14 protein-coding genes are annotated in these 14,546 nt (G+C 53.8%); 11 read left to right on the top strand and 3 right to left on the bottom strand.

The genetic code is table 11. The features are described from left to right. The first annotated feature begins 208 nt into the window (after positions 1-208). On the top strand, positions 209-1,009 hold the full coding sequence (locus tag ABF287_RS12205; RefSeq protein WP_347185281.1) for a glutathione S-transferase family protein: 801 nt from the start codon (positions 209-211) through the stop codon (positions 1,007-1,009). Between the two features lie 362 nt (positions 1,010-1,371). Here ABF287_RS12205 and ABF287_RS12210 read toward each other — a convergent pair whose 3' ends face one another. Then, positions 1,372-2,247 carry an AraC family transcriptional regulator gene (locus ABF287_RS12210; RefSeq protein ID WP_347185282.1) on the bottom strand — a complete coding sequence of 292 codons (876 nt, stop codon included), beginning with the start codon at positions 2,245-2,247 and terminating at the stop codon, positions 1,372-1,374. A 93-nt stretch (positions 2,248-2,340) separates the two neighbouring features. Here ABF287_RS12210 and ABF287_RS12215 point away from each other — a divergent pair, with 93 nt between their 5' ends. The 4 genes from ABF287_RS12215 to ABF287_RS12230 all read left to right on the top strand — a co-directional run bounded on the left by ABF287_RS12215 (position 2,341) and on the right by ABF287_RS12230 (position 7,103). Continuing rightward, positions 2,341-3,753: an aldehyde dehydrogenase family protein gene (locus tag ABF287_RS12215; protein ID WP_347185283.1), complete on the top strand. Its 1,413-nt coding sequence runs from the start codon at positions 2,341-2,343 to the stop codon at positions 3,751-3,753. A gap of 143 nt (positions 3,754-3,896) precedes the next feature. Continuing rightward, positions 3,897-4,682 (top strand): coniferyl-alcohol dehydrogenase, encoded by a 786-nt coding sequence (locus tag ABF287_RS12220; protein WP_347185284.1) that lies wholly within the window; start codon positions 3,897-3,899, stop codon positions 4,680-4,682. 11 nt (positions 4,683-4,693) lie between these two features. After that, positions 4,694-6,139, top strand: a complete 1,446-nt coding sequence (locus tag ABF287_RS12225; protein ID WP_347185285.1) for an aldehyde dehydrogenase — start codon at positions 4,694-4,696, stop codon at positions 6,137-6,139. A 169-nt stretch (positions 6,140-6,308) separates the two neighbouring features. Beyond that, positions 6,309-7,103 (top strand): glucose 1-dehydrogenase, encoded by a 795-nt coding sequence (locus ABF287_RS12230; protein ID WP_347185286.1) that lies wholly within the window; start codon positions 6,309-6,311, stop codon positions 7,101-7,103. A gap of 379 nt (positions 7,104-7,482) precedes the next feature. Here the strand turns inward: ABF287_RS12230 and ABF287_RS12235 are convergent, their stop codons facing one another. Beyond that, on the bottom strand, positions 7,483-8,415 hold the full coding sequence (locus tag ABF287_RS12235; RefSeq protein WP_347185287.1) for a LysR family transcriptional regulator: 933 nt from the start codon (positions 8,413-8,415) through the stop codon (positions 7,483-7,485). A gap of 104 nt (positions 8,416-8,519) precedes the next feature. Between ABF287_RS12235 and ABF287_RS12240 the strand changes: the two genes are divergently transcribed. Genes ABF287_RS12240 through ABF287_RS12265 form a run of 6 tightly spaced genes read left to right on the top strand, consistent with a single transcriptional unit; the run spans position 8,520 to position 13,406 of the window. Beyond that, positions 8,520-9,068, top strand: a complete 549-nt coding sequence (locus ABF287_RS12240) for a 2-oxo-4-hydroxy-4-carboxy-5-ureidoimidazoline decarboxylase (protein ID WP_347185288.1) — start codon at positions 8,520-8,522, stop codon at positions 9,066-9,068. Beyond that, positions 9,065-9,556 carry a tripartite tricarboxylate transporter TctB family protein gene (locus ABF287_RS12245; protein ID WP_347185289.1) on the top strand — a complete coding sequence of 164 codons (492 nt, stop codon included), beginning with the start codon at positions 9,065-9,067 and terminating at the stop codon, positions 9,554-9,556. The genes ABF287_RS12240 and ABF287_RS12245 overlap by 4 nt, the downstream gene beginning before the upstream one ends. Beyond that, positions 9,556-11,073 carry a tripartite tricarboxylate transporter permease gene (locus tag ABF287_RS12250; RefSeq protein ID WP_347185290.1) on the top strand — a complete coding sequence of 506 codons (1,518 nt, stop codon included), beginning with the start codon at positions 9,556-9,558 and terminating at the stop codon, positions 11,071-11,073. Before ABF287_RS12245 ends, ABF287_RS12250 begins: the two co-directional genes overlap by 1 nt. Positions 11,074-11,107: 34 nt before the next feature. Next, the gene (locus ABF287_RS12255; protein ID WP_347185291.1) at positions 11,108-12,067 is read left to right on the top strand and encodes a tripartite tricarboxylate transporter substrate binding protein; all 960 of its coding nucleotides are present in this window, start codon (positions 11,108-11,110) and stop codon (positions 12,065-12,067) included. A gap of 47 nt (positions 12,068-12,114) precedes the next feature. Next, positions 12,115-13,029, top strand: coding sequence for a BMP family protein (locus tag ABF287_RS12260; protein ID WP_347185292.1), 915 nt, complete (start codon positions 12,115-12,117; stop codon positions 13,027-13,029). After that, positions 13,026-13,406 (top strand): hydroxyisourate hydrolase, encoded by a 381-nt coding sequence (locus ABF287_RS12265; RefSeq protein ID WP_347185293.1) that lies wholly within the window; start codon positions 13,026-13,028, stop codon positions 13,404-13,406. The genes ABF287_RS12260 and ABF287_RS12265 overlap by 4 nt, the downstream gene beginning before the upstream one ends. 780 nt (positions 13,407-14,186) lie before the next feature. On the opposite strand, the gene ABF287_RS12270 is transcribed toward ABF287_RS12265, so the two are convergent. After that, complete coding sequence (locus ABF287_RS12270) at positions 14,187-14,420, bottom strand: TOBE domain-containing protein (protein WP_347185294.1); 234 nt, start codon at positions 14,418-14,420, stop codon at positions 14,187-14,189. Positions 14,421-14,546: the final 126 nt, after the last annotated feature.

Raw genomic sequence — 14,546 nt, forward strand, 5'->3', positions numbered from 1 at the left:
CACAGCACACGCGCCGCATAATACAACCAACCAGATGAGCCAGATACTCGCCTAAATTACGCAGCCTCTGGACCCAAAAACTCTGACGACGTACACTTTGCAGACATGGCTGCCGGTCAATGCCGCATCCCCGAGGACATGCCTGCTATCGAAGAGAGCGCCATGCGGCACAATATGGCCTTCACCGGCCCCCCGTTGGATTGATCACATGACCGAAATGCACATCGTCTATCACATCCCCGTCTGCCCATTTTCACAGCGTTTGGAAATCCTACTGGCTCTGCGGGGGCTTACAGATGCAGTGGAATTCCGGGTCGTGGACATCACCAAACCGCGCGACCCGGATTTGCTGGCCAAGACCCGAGGCACCACTGCCTTGCCGGTGCTGGAAACCAGCGACGGGCGCATACTCAAGGAAAGCCTTGTCATCCTGCGCTATCTTGACGAAGCCTTGCCGGGGACACCGTTGCGCCGCAGCGACCCGGTCGACCATGCCATTGAGTCAATGCTGATTGCCCGCGAGGTCCCGTTCACGATGGCAGGTTATCTGTTTGTCATGAACCAGGACCCGGCACAGCGGGACGCACATCTAGACAAGCTCTTGGCACTGTATCGGGACATTGACGATTTCCTGGGTCATCACAACCCAACCGGTCCATATCTGTTTGAGGATTTCGGTCTGGCTGAGGCCGTCTTTACGCCAATGTTCAAGCGATTTTGGTTCCTCGACTACTACGAAGGTTTCAAACTTCCCGAAGGCAAAGACTATGACCGTGTTCGAGCGTGGCATGACGCATGCATGGCGCATCCGGCGACAAAGCAGGTGAACTATGAAGAGATCGTCAAGCTGTACTACGACTACGCGCTTGGGGCAGGAAATGGTGCCTTGCCAGAAGGGCGCAGCGTTTCAAGCTTCGCCTTCGAGCCGCCTTGGCAATCAAGACCCATGCCCCCCAGGGAAAAATATTCGGCAACAGCCACCGACAAAGAGCTCGGCCTTGTCGACTGACTATGGCGTCGAAAATCAAAACCGGACATTCGTGCCGCCTGCAGCATCCGACGCTTTGGGCTCAAACCCGCCATTCGCTGCAACGAGCATCAATGTCCGCTATGGGCCGTTGAGCGCCGCTGGGCATAAGTGGTGGTGGGGGGGCGACATTCGTTGTCTTGTTGCGAAAATATCTGGGGCCGTGAAAGTGCACCTTTACGCTCCGCATCTCAATCATGTTATGCGTTGGGGCATTATTTCCTCGCCCCAATGCACCCCGCAACACCCTGCGCGAGCGCATGGTGACGCAGACAGGCATTTACGTGCGTCGCAAGCGTATTGTCTGCCGTAAGAAAATACAGCCACCTAGTTTTTTTTGCGAACTATGGCCAGTCGGCGAAGCTACGGGATTGAAGCTGAATGTCGTCGGCTTCAACTTGTAAAATGAGCTGTCTATAGGCTCCGGGCGACACCCCTGTGTTCTTCTTGAAAAAATGACCAAAGCGAGATCCGTCAGAAAAACCCAGCGCCGAAGCTATTTCCTTAACCGAGTGTCCCGTTTTCTCAAGCCTCACTTTCGCTTCCGCGATCAAGCGCTCATGAACCAAAACCGAAGGTGAACGCGCTGTATGACGTTTGCAGATACGGTGAAGTCTGTCGTACTCCACGCCCAATGCTGAGGCGTACTCAGAAATTTTCCATTGGTCGCGATAGTGCAGTTCGACGAGGTGCCGAAACCGCCGCAGGACCTCAGAGCGTTTGGTTTGATCATCCTCCACTTTGGGCGCATGGACGCGCAGCACCATAATCAGCAGGCAGCGCAAATAAGCTGACAACATCATTGGGGATCGGTGGCGCGGTACTTTGACTTCAAACGCAAACCAATCGAAGAGGGATTCCACATGGGGAAAACGCGGATCGATTTGGAGAGCGACATGAAACGGTTGCTCAACCATCATCCTCAAATGGACAGATTCAGCCTGGCTGCCGACCGCGTCTAGGATGAGACCGTCACTGATGCCAAGAACTTTTGCACTTGTACCAGGTGCCAGTGTGATCTTTGGAATCTGTGCCTGTGGCCAGTAGCATAGAGCAGGCCCAGGAACTTCCAGGTCGTCTTCGTCGACATGCAGCTTGCCGCGTTCCAGAAAAAGAAAGGTGGCATCCTCCGCTGAAAATCTGCGTCGGAGGACCCGAGGCTTTAGCGATTCCCGTTCGATCTGGCAGGCCGCGTAGGGTTTTGAGGTTGATTTTTCCAAGATTTAAACAATCCATATCCATATTTTCACATTTATCGAACAGTCTCATCTCGCTAGCTTTAGTTCAAGTCATCTATGTTTTTGGGAGGGAACATGATCACGACCGCGAGCGACATAATTAGATTTCAGCCAGCGGCCTCTAGCTTGCTTGCTGCAGATGGTGAGCACTGTCGTGTGACGAGGGAACGGGCAACTACGGCGTGTCCGAAGATGCTCGCTGAATGCGCTGCGGCATTCGAGGGCTGGTCAAAAACGCCGGTTCAAGACCGTGTACGTGGCTTGAAAAGCCTTGCCGACGAACTCGAAAAATCCCGTGATTTGTTCTGTGATGTCTTGATGGAAGAAATTGGTGCAACCGCCTTTTGGGCCAATCACAACGTTACGCTCGCGGCCAAAACGCTTATAGAAACAGTATCTTATGCTGAAACCGTCGCTCAAAATCGACATCCCATTCAGGACGCTAACGTGCACAGTTATGCCGTGAACGAACCTTTGGGTGTATGTTTGGCAATCACGCCATGGAACGCGCCATTGATTTTAGGTGCCCGGGCTATCGCAATGGCGTTGCTTTGTGGAAACACGGTTCTTTTGAAAGGCAATGAACTGTCGCCGAAATGTAATCAACTATTCGGCGAAGCCATCGCACGCTCTGAGCTACAGGACAATGTCGTGAACCTTTTTCTGTGCGCGGCAGATAAAAGCGAGGACATTGTCGAAATGCTGATTGCGTCCCCTGTGGTGCGGCATGTCAGTTTTACAGGGTCCACGCGCGTTGGTCGACGTGTGGCTAAAATGTGCGCGCGACATCTCAAGCGTCCCTTGTTGGAGCTTGGTGGGCAGGCTTCGATGATCGTTCTGAAGGACGCAAACCTAAATATTGCAGCTGCGGCAGCTGTCGAAGGTGGGTATCTCAATCAGGGACAAATTTGCATGTCCACAGAACGCCTGATCGTTGACGAGCCGATAGCAGCCGATTTCATTGCAAAAGTAGAAAGTATGCGCGCTGAATTGGTCCTCGGCGATCCAAGGCAAGCAGAGACGGACCTTGGGCCACTTATCAATGAGGAGTCCGCGCAGCGTGTATCCAGTCTTGTTAGCGACGCGGTTTCTAAAGGGGCACGGGTTATTGGTGGCGCTGGAATCGATGGTGCATTTTTTGAGCCAACGCTTGTCGATCATGTCGAGCCTGAAATGCGATTGTTTCAGGAAGAAGTTTTCGGTCCCGTTTTATCGATCACCCGTGTCGATGGTGCGGACGAAGCAATCACAATTGCAAACGACAGTAACTACGGCCTAGCGGCATCGATCTTTACCGAAGATCTGGATATGGCACGAAGCATTGCTGCACAGCTTGAAACCGGCATTTGCCACATCAATCGATCCACAGTTGACGATGATCCACATGCTCCGTTTGGGGGTATGAAGGATAGTGGATATGGGCGTTTCGGCGGTCGCTGGGCCATCGATGAGTTCACCAATCAGCGGTGGTTTACGGAACGCATCTAGGCCCCGACCTGAACCTCAACATCTTCCAAACCAACATTCTAAGCCAGCCAACCTTCTCGGTGGGACGGGGAACCTGCGCTCTACGTCTTGAAGAAGGTTTTGGCAGCACATCTCAAAATCAAACCAACGAATAAGGAATAAAAATGCTCCATGGAAAGAACATTGTTGTCACCGGCGCCGCTTCTGGCATTGGCCAACGTACTGCAGAACTTGCGCATACGATGGGTGCCAACGTCTTTTGCATAGACCGCGACACGCCTAAGAACTCAATAGGCCACTTTATCAAAGGTGACCTTGGTAGCCAGGACGGTATTGCTGCGACACTCAAACAATTGCCGGCAGGAATCGATGCTTTGGCCAATGTCGCGGGTCTTTCGGGAACGCCGGGAGCTGCACCAACACTTGCCGTGAATTTCCTTGGCTTGCGGGCGCTCTCGCTCGGTATTGCTGAAAAAATGAACCAGTATGGCGCAATTATCAATGTTGCTTCCATCGCTGGGTTTGGATGGCGTGCAAACATTGAGAACGTAAAGTCTGCTGTCGCCGTCGAAGGCTTTCCCGATCCAGCGCAGTTCTGTTCGGATCACGGTATCACTGATGAAAATTCCTACCCATCATCTAAGGAGCTTTTGTTGCTCTGGACCTATCAGGCTGCCCACTCCGAGGTCTTCAAATCGAAGAACATCCGCGTCAATGCTGTGAGCCCTGGCCCAGTTGAAACCCCGATTCTCAAGCAATTCCGCGATGTCTTGGGGGATGCGCGCGTCAACAGTGACATCGACCGTGTCGGGCGCGCAGGAACCGCCAATGACATCGCACCGACCATCGCATTCCTCGCCTCCGATATGGCGCGTTGGGTCAATGGCACCAACATTGCCTGCGACGGGGGGCTTGAGGCCTCCGTTATGGCCGAAGTTATGGGTTTTTAAGGGGTAAAAATATGCAAGTAGATCTTCTGATTGGCGGCGAAAGCCGTCCCGCAACCAATAACCGCACATTTAACCGAACCAACCCAGTGACGGGAGATATTGCCTCCACCGCAGCGGCTGCGACGCCTTCTGATGTTGCTGAAGCTGCCGAAGCTGCCTCAAAGGCCTTTCCCGATTGGGCCCAAAAAGGTCCCGCCGAGAGACGTGCCCTTTTGAATAAGGCCGCCGATGCGTTGGAAGCGAACACTCCTGATATCATCGCCATGATGCTATCGGAAACGGGTGCGACAGGCGGATGGGCGGGGTTCAACTGTATGCTGGCCGCTGGCATGTTGCGCGAAGCCGCTGCGATGACCACTCAAATTTCCGGTGAGGTGATCCCATCAAACAAGCCGGGTAGTCTTGCTATGTCCCAGAGAAAACCGCTTGGCGTTTGCTTGGGCATTGCACCTTGGAATGCCCCTGTGATCCTTGGAGTTCGCGCGGTTGCAATGGCAATTGCCTGCGGAAATACCGCCATCTTAAAGGCGAGCGAATTGTGCCCCGCGACACACCGAGCCATTGGTACCGCCTTCGCTGACGCAGGCTTCCCGCCGGGTGTTTTGAATATCGTGAGCAATGCTCCAAAGGATGCGGCTGAAATCGTCAGCGCATTGATTGCGCACCCCGCTGTGCGACATGTGAATTTCACTGGATCGACCAACGTCGGGCGGATCATTGCCAGTGAAGCCGCCAAGCATCTCAAGCCAGTGCTGCTGGAATTGGGCGGTAAGGCCCCAATGGTGGTGCTGTCTGACGCTGATCTGGACGGTGCTGTAAATGGGGCGGCCTTCGGCGCGTTTATGAACCAAGGACAGATTTGTATGTCTACGGAGCGTATCATTGTCGAGGAAAGCATCGCGGAGGCCTTTGTATCTGCTTTTGCCGCAAAGGCGAACGGCCTTCCTGCAGGCAACCCCAATGAAAACGTTGTGCTTGGGTCTTTGATCACCCAAGAGGCCGCGGAAAAAATGGATGCGCTTATTGAGGACGCGACAGCAAAGGGCGCAATTGTCGTTGCTGGAGGAACGCGAGACGGCACAATTCATAAAGCAACACTTCTGGACCACGTCACTCCAGACATGCGCATTTACAACGAGGAAAGCTTCGGTCCGGTCAAACCTATCATCCGAGTTAAAGATGCCGAGGCAGCCGTGCGCGTCGCCAATGATACAAGCTATGGTCTTGCTGCATCCGTCTACTCCAACGACATCAAGCGTGCTTTGTCCGTCGCCGACCAAATCGAAAGCGGCATTTGCCACATCAACGGTCCAACAGTCGGAGATGAAGCACAGATGCCCTTTGGCGGGGTGAAAGACAGTGGTTACGGCCGCTTTGGCGGCAAGGCAGCTATTGATGCTTTCACAACCCAGCGCTGGGTCACGATCGAGGATGCTCAACAGCATTACCCGTTCTAGGACAAACACATATCCAAGAACACAAATTTTGTGGAGCACGGGATCGGTTTGAAAAATCGTTATCTCGTGCCCATGAACTGGGGAAGCTTCGACGCCATGAAGGTTCCCTGACGCAGGCTCACTCAGAGTCATATCAAATTGATTTTTAAACCAAATAGGGAGAATGAAAATGACAGGACGTCTCAATGGAAAGGTCGTTTTGCTGACAGGCGCAGGTGGAGGCTTGGGATCTGCACAAGCAAGACTGATGGCCAAGGAAGGCGCGACGCTCATGTTAGCCAACCTACCTGAAGATCCGGTGATTGCGGATGGTAAGGCGGCGACGAGCCTTTGGGAAAACGCCCAGAATACTGCAAAGGAGATCCGTGAGGCAGGCGGAAACGCTGAAGTTGTCGCGCTTGATGTAACGGATGAGGCGCAATGGTCAGACGCAGTGAAGCAGACCGTGGACCATTTCGGAAAGTTGGACGTCTTGGTCAACAATGCAGGTATTTACTACCACGCTGGTCTACTCGATCATACCGTGGACAAATTCCATCAGATTGTCGGCGTAAACCAGCTTGGCGTTTTGCTGGGCATGAAGGCCGCCGTGCCTGCAATGAAGGACAACGGCGGAGGCTCCATTATCAACTTCGCGTCTATCTACGGAATTGCCGGCGCAGGGGTATCGACGGCCTATCAATCAACCAAAGGCGCTGTGCGCTTGATGACCAAGTCCGCCGCGCTGGAGTTTGTGGGTGACAACATTCGTATCAACGCAATCTGCCCAGGGATGTTCGACACGAACCTTTTCGAAAGTTCTGTGCCGAAAGAAGCATGGGGCCCGTTAGTGGATCTTGTGCCGATGAAACGTTTCGGGAAACCAGAAGAGATCGCTTACGGAACTGTTTTCCTCGCTTCGGATGAAAGCTCGTTCATGACCGGATCTGATCTGGTTATCGATGGTGGTTACACCTGCCCATAGATTGCCAACAACCCTCGCCCGTATACGGGCGAGGGAATTCACTGCGATTTTCCAGATACCTCTCCATATTCTTCCAATCTGATATGATTTTAGAAGGGATGTATTCTGTTGAAAAACTCTTTGCTGCATCTGAAAATTTCCAAACATCAGAAAATGGTTCTCCGCTGACCTTCTTTCCCAAAAATTACGGTGTAATTTGAAAGGTTTAGGGTGGTGTTCTTCCAAATCTGACTCCATAGCGCGGTAAGGAAGTTTTTCAACACTCCGAGCGGAAACCGGACCTTCGCTGCGGCTTGCGTGGAGGTCTGTTCTGCTACGTCAGGCTATGAGTAGAAAATACCGTAGCTAGCAGACAGCAATCCAGGCAAATATGCACGATTTAATCAGTGACGCTGCTCAGTCTTGCGAGCCTATCGGGCACCATTTCGGCCAAGGCTTCTCCAACGAGGCGCGCGGCCCTTGGAAGGGCACGACGGGCATCGATGGCGATGCTAATCGTCTGCGGACGCAACCCGTCATCCACCAAGGGCACAAAGGACAAGCTGCCATCTTCCAATTCACGAAGAGTATCGAGCTGAGATGTGATGGATAGGTACGTGCCCCCCACCAAAACCTGTTTCATGAACTGCAGCGAATTTGTCACAAGCGCCGGTTCAGCCGTATCAAAAAGCCACCCATAGCTCTTCTCCAAGTATTCGCGCACAGGCAGATCTCTGCTTTGCGCAGCCAGTAGATATTTCGCGGCCTCGCCGAGCGTCGTTTGCGCGCGTCCCCAAAGAGGATGACCCACACCAACGGCGCAGCCAAACGGCAACGGTGCAGACCACAAATCATGACGCCCGCGGTTGGTCGGAAGGTTGAAGGCGAGAACCAGATCGATTGTACCAATCTCGAGTTCATGCGCCGCCTCCTTAGGCGTCATGATATTGATCGCAAACCGAATTCGTGGATAGCGCACGGCAAAATTTTTGACCAAGTCTGGCAGGATCGAGTTAGCAAGACTGTCCATCGTTCCGAGCCGCACCGTACCAAATTGTTCGCCGCGTACAGAGCGCAGCTCTTCTTCCAATCGATCTGCATCTGCATGCCAGCGGCGCGCCATGAGAACCACCGCTTCGCCAGCAGAGGTCAGCCGCATCCCGCGCGCGTGTCTTTCGAACAGCGGTGTTTGGCACATTTCCTCCAGCGCGATGATCTGGCGGTCGATTGCGGAAGCCGTAATTCCCAACGCGCGTGACGCGCCTTGGATGGACCCAAAACGTGCGACGGCTTCGAGGTATTTCAAAGTGCGCGGTAGAATGTGTAGTGCCATGATTGAGTCCAAGCATTGCCTTTTTGCGAATGCAGCATGACCTTTTTTGAAATTGTTGGCAATGGCAGGCCGCAGTTAGACTTTCTTTAACATTAGGAGGTTCGATGCGGGACACCACACCACATAAGTTTTCGATAGAAGCGTTGAACCGGGCCAGCGCAAGTCAGGCCGTCGCAATTCTGGATCGGATTGTCGAACGTTCGGTCTGGTTGGCGCAGCGCGCCGCAGCGGCTCGGCCGTTCGGGGACGTTGCGGATCTCGCCGACTGGCTTGAGGCTGAGGTCCGAAACCTGCCTCACGACGAGGCCGTTCAACTTCTGTGCGCGCACCCTGAGCTGTCTCCCCCCGATCCTGCGGCCATGACACAGGCATCTCAATTGGAACAAGGACGCTTGCAGCTCTTGGAAGCCGACACAGCCCTTTCAACACAGCTCGCCGACCTCAACCGCCAGTATCAGCGCACTCACGGCTATCCGTTTGTCATCGCTCTGCATGCACAGTCGAGCATCAACAGCGTCATTGAAGACTTTAACAAAAGACTGAAGGCCGACGCTGACGAAGAGCTTTCCAGATCATTAGGGGAAGTGGTTTCAGTCATGAGAGCGCGTTTAACAAAATTAAGCGGCATCGCTTTGACGGAGGCCGAGTTATGAGAGACTTTTTGCTGCGTCTTCAACACAGCGCGAAAGAGAAGCACGCGCCGCATGCGTACTTAGGCGCGCTTGGTGGGGCGGGTTTCCTCGCCCTCAGCATCATCTTTATTGTCGGCGGTTTCGAATTGGGTGTTGGTGCGCCGCGCCGTCTTGGCACTGGGGCCTTTCCTGTCATCACGGGGTTCATTTTGGCGTTGCTTTCAATGGGCGTCATTGCCGCTGACCTGCAAGACACGTCTGACGCTGAAAAACCTGACTGGATATCCTTTGTCGCCATCGGCGGCGCACTCGCTGTGTTCGCCCTGACTGTGGGCCGGATCGGGCTTGTCCCTGGTATTTTCCTGACCACGATTACGGCCAGCCTGCCTGATCCATCGCTCAAGTTCCCCGGCAAAATGGCCCTCGCTGCTGTTGTTGCCTTGGCATGCTGGGGGCTCTTCATCGGTCTGATCGGACTGCCTTTTGACGCGTTTATGGGGTTCAACTGATGGAAATCTTATACAGCTTTGGCAACGGACTTTTGGTCGCTCTGGAACCTGCAAATCTGATGTACTGTTTTGTCGGCGTGTTCCTAGGCACATTCATCGGTGTCCTACCGGGCATTGGGTCGATGGCCGCCATTTCTATGATCCTTCCCCTCACGTTTTACCTAGAGCCTACATCCGCTTTGGTGATGATCGCCGGCGTTTACTACGGTGCCGAATACGGTGGATCTATCGCGTCAATCTTGATGAACATCCCGGGCACGCCGTCCTCCTCGATCACCTGCATCGACGGATATCCGATGGCCCGTGACGGTCGGGCTGGCGTTGCCCTATTCGCCAGCGCGATCGCGTCTTTTGGCGGTGGCATCATGGGCATGATTATCATGGCAATCCTAGCACCGGCTTTGGCCCAACTTGCCCTCAACTTTGGTCCGACAGAATATTTTGCGGTGATCCTGCTTGGCCTCGTCGCAGCATCTGCGGTCTCTAACGGCAGCCCGATCAAGGGGATCGCCATGGTTGCGGCCGGATTGATGTTCGGCACAGTGGGTGTAGATATCACCACGGGGGCTGAGCGCTTTACCATGGGCATCCCTGAACTGCGCGATGGGGTGCATTTGGTCATCGTCGCCATGGGACTTTTCGGCGTCGGGGAACTGATCGTGTCCATTCGCGCCAATGCGAGGGGCGAACATGACAACGAAATTGACTACGCCAATTTCTATCCCTCGAAAGCGGAATGGAAATCGATGATAGCGCCTATTTTCCGTGGCTCAGGGATCGGTAGTTTCTTTGGTGCCTTGCCCGGTACGGGGCAAACAGTGGCCTCCGCCGTCGCATATGCCATCGAAAAAAAGGTATCCCCGAACCGTGCCAAATTTGGCAAAGGCGCCATCGAAGGCGTTGCGATACCTGAGGCCGCGAACAATTCCGCCACGCAGACCGCCTTTATCCCGACACTGACTTTGGGGGTTCCCGGCAGCGCGTCCATGGCGCTCGTGATCGGAGCCTTGATGATGTACGGCATCGTGCCTGGCCCTCGGTTGTTGGTGGATCATGCCGACCTCTTTTGGGGCCTCGTCGCGAGCTTCTTGATCGGGAACGTGCTTTTACTGATCTTGAATATTCCCCTCATTGGCCTTTGGGTGAAACTGCTCAAAATCCCGTACCGCTACATGTATCCAACAATCATCGTGCTGATTTGTGTGGGCGTTTATTCCCTGAACAACAACGTTTTTGACGTTTGGCTGACGCTGGTCTTTGGCTGGGTCGGTTACCTCATGCGTCTGTTCAAATTTGAGCCAGCCCCCTTCCTGATCGGATTTGTACTCGGCCCAATGATGGAAGAGCAATTGCGCCGCGCGATGCTTTTGTCTCGCGGAGATGCGACCGTGTTTCTCACGCGCCCCATCAGCGGAACCCTCATTGTGATCACCGCGCTGCTGCTGGTCTACGCCTTCTATTCCGCCATTCGGCAACGTCGAACCAGCAAAACCATCCCCTCCACTTCCGAAACATAAACTTGCTCAACTCCAAAAAGGAAACTGCCAGACCATGAAACATCTTCTCGCCCTCGGCGCCGCATCCCTCCTTTTCTCTGCCCCTGCCTATGCTGAACCCGGCAAATGGACAGACGAACCCGTTCGCATCGTTGTGACCTTCCCGCCCGGCGGCACAAGCGATCTCATCGCGCGTGTTCTCGCGCAATACTTCGAAAGCGAATTTGGCCAAAAGGCCGTCGTCGACAACCGTCCAGGGGCTGGCGGCACGGTCTCTGCGGATTTCGTCGCCGATCAAGACCCAGACGGAACCACATTGATCCTTGGTAACAACGCGCCATTCACAATCGCACCCACTCAATTTGAAGAACTGCCTTACGACGCGATGGGTGATTTCACACATATCGCGTATCTCGGCGCCTCAACACCTGCGTTGTTTGTACAACCGTCTTCAGGCATCACATCGATCGAAGACTACATTGAACGCGCAAACACAGACGGCATCACCTACGGGTCCTCAGGTGTTGGGTCGATCACCCACATCCTCGGACAGGCTGTTGATGCATCTCTAGGCATCGAGCAAATTCACGTCCCCTACCAAGGCAGCGCCCCTGCCATTCAGGATTTCCGCGCAGGAGTTCTTGAGGCCTATTACGATATGGTCGCATTGAATGGCGATTTGATCAAAGAAGGTGAGACACAGCCGATCGCGCTTGCATCGCCAGAGCGCTCACCCTTGTTCCCAGAAATTCCAACGTTCCGAGAATTAGGCCACGACATTGTCATCGAAAACTGGACAGGCGTGTCCGGTCCTGCGGGCATGGACGCTGAGATGGTGGAAACAATTCACGACACCATTGAGGCCATCATGCAAATGGAACCGGTGATCGAACAGCTCGCAAAATTTGGCATTGCCCATACGGAAATGACGTCCGATGAGTTCACAACCTTTGTTGGTGGTGCCATCACAACGTGGGCTCCGTTGATCAAAGCCGCGAACGTCAACGGCGGATAAAGCAAACGCGGTGCGCTTCGGCGCATCGCGCACAACAGGAAACGCGTATGAATATCTCTATATTGTTCGTAGGAGCTGTCAAAGACGGAGGCTTCAACGAACGCGCATTAAGCGGTGTTGAACGCCTGCACGACACATCAAACGCCCAACTCACCGTTGTCGACGGCATTCCCTACGACCCCATGAAAATGTCTGACGCGTTGAGCGGCGCGGCGCAACACAGTGATGGCGTCGTGTTTATCGGCGGGCAAGGCAATCAAATCACACCAGCCGTCGCGCAGGCCTTTCCGAACTGTTCATTCGCGGTGGTTCAAGGCAACATCTTTGCGGACAACATTGCAAGCTATGACGTTCTGCAAGAACAGTCAGCGTTTTTGGCGGGTGTCCTTGCCGCGCGATTGTCAAAAACCGGCATCATCGGACATTTATCAGGCCATAGGGTTGTCCCCGGCCTCAAAGGCCGCGCTGCTTTTGTGGCGGGGGCGCGTTTTGCCCACGCAAATATTCGCGTCATCACTGGGTTTTGCGGCACGCAAGACGACAGCGCGATTACCGAGGCGTGGGCCAGCGCGATGGCAGATCAGGGCGTCGATCTTCTATTCACAATGCTGAATGCCGCGAGAACCGGCGCAACCAAGGCCTGCCGTGCAACTGGCATGCGCCAAATCGGAAACGCCACGGATTGGAGCGCGAAAGACCCCGACGTCTTCGCGGCATCCGCTTTGGCCCGTATCGATCTTGGCGTCGAACGCGCGATAACTGATATGCTTGCAGGCAAACGCCCTGCCACAGTTCAAAAATTGGGTCTCGCAGATAAGGCCGTCGGGTTAGCTTATGCGCCCGACATCTCAATGGCGTTGCACAGCCATATTGCTTTGATCGCCAATCAAATTTCTGAGCAGAAAATAACTGTCGATACGCATTATGCAGGCCCAGAATTTAGTTTGGAGACATCAGAATGATCGAACAGGCAACACCCACTCAACACTCCGGTGGGATCTCCATCCATGCGGTTGATGTCGCGAACGGCACACCGGCCGTTGGCCTCAAGGTGCGCTTGCGCCGCATAAGTCCCGAACCAACTGACATTGCCCAAGGTGCCTGCGCCCCAAATGGCCAGTTGATTGATCCAGTTGCGGACGGCCAAGGCGTCCTACGCGGAACATATGAAGTTGAATTTGATGTCGGCGACTACTACCTGCAGCGGGGCGTCGCCCTGCCGGCTCCGTCCTTTGTGGATGTCGCTGTGTTCCGGTTTGGAATCGACAATGTGAGCGAGCACTTTCACTTGCCATTCAAATTCACACCATGGGGCTTTTCACTTTTTCGAGGCGGCTAATAATGGCTGTCCGCCATTCCCACAACATCTTGGTGGCGGATGGTGTAAACCTGACCAAGCTACTCGCGCCACAGGCAACCTTCAATTGACGGAAAAGAAAAAACTCATTTTCAAAGTTGCACCGCAGAAAGTTGTGCATTTGCCAATGTCCGCTCAGGGCCGATCGCTTATTTTCTGAAGATATCGCCAGCCAAGCGCATCACGATCTGCACAGAAAATTCTTCTGCTCTACACGAGCTGATGTGGTTGTCCAACATCAAAATCAAGACCTGCTTCTCGGGGAATAAAAAATTCGATTGTGAGTATATCTCACAGATGTTCCGGAAAGCAGCGAGGAACTCAGGTGAGTATTGCGTGGCAACCCCTGGGTTCATTCGCTTCCTAACGGGATTGCTGGACATCTTGCAAATCTCTATTTGCTTGGCCAAGCCTATAACGATTTAAATTGTACAGTTGAACGCTGGCGTGAATGGGTCCTCAATCGTTACCCGCCCCTTTGCAAAAAATATACATTTTTTAGAGATGCTACAGTTCGTCACCAAGCGGCCCTTTCTTAAAGGCCAATCAGCGACGGGCACAAGTGTCGGTGCCGCATTGCTGCAAGGCTAAGCCGAACGGTTGACATCGCAGGAAGGCGGCGTATCTGCGGCCAATACCCCTGCCCTCGCGCGCCATCCCCAAAACTTGGTGTAGCGCACTGAGGGCAAAGGCTAGATCACGGAGAGAGGACCTACCGTGACTAGAGTGCAGACGCGATAAAACCACTGCGGGCGCGCCTGTTCAAACATCAAACCGATGCTCTTTGTCTGATTGAGGTGTCGCGAAAACAGTATCGCCCACACGATAAGCGATATCGCCTTGGGTGCGCACAAGAAGCGGCCCGAGGTTCGCAACCTCCAAATGCAATATTGTGTCAGCCCCCAAACGTTCGACATGCCGAATGGTGCCTTGCCATGTCCCGTTCGTGTCTATTGTGATGTGTTCAGGTCGAATACCATAAGTCGCACAGCCCATTTTTTGCGCCACATCACCGGCAAACAGGTTTGTCTGACGTCAGCGCCTATGGGTCCAAATAGTCGTATTTGCTAAGAGAGTGTTTCTGGCTCATCGTAACCACCAAGGAGTGGAAGATGAGACAGA

Origin of the sequence: Pacificibacter sp., from assembly GCF_039769035.1 — a bacterium.
Classification (GTDB): domain Bacteria; phylum Pseudomonadota; class Alphaproteobacteria; order Rhodobacterales; family Rhodobacteraceae; genus Celeribacter.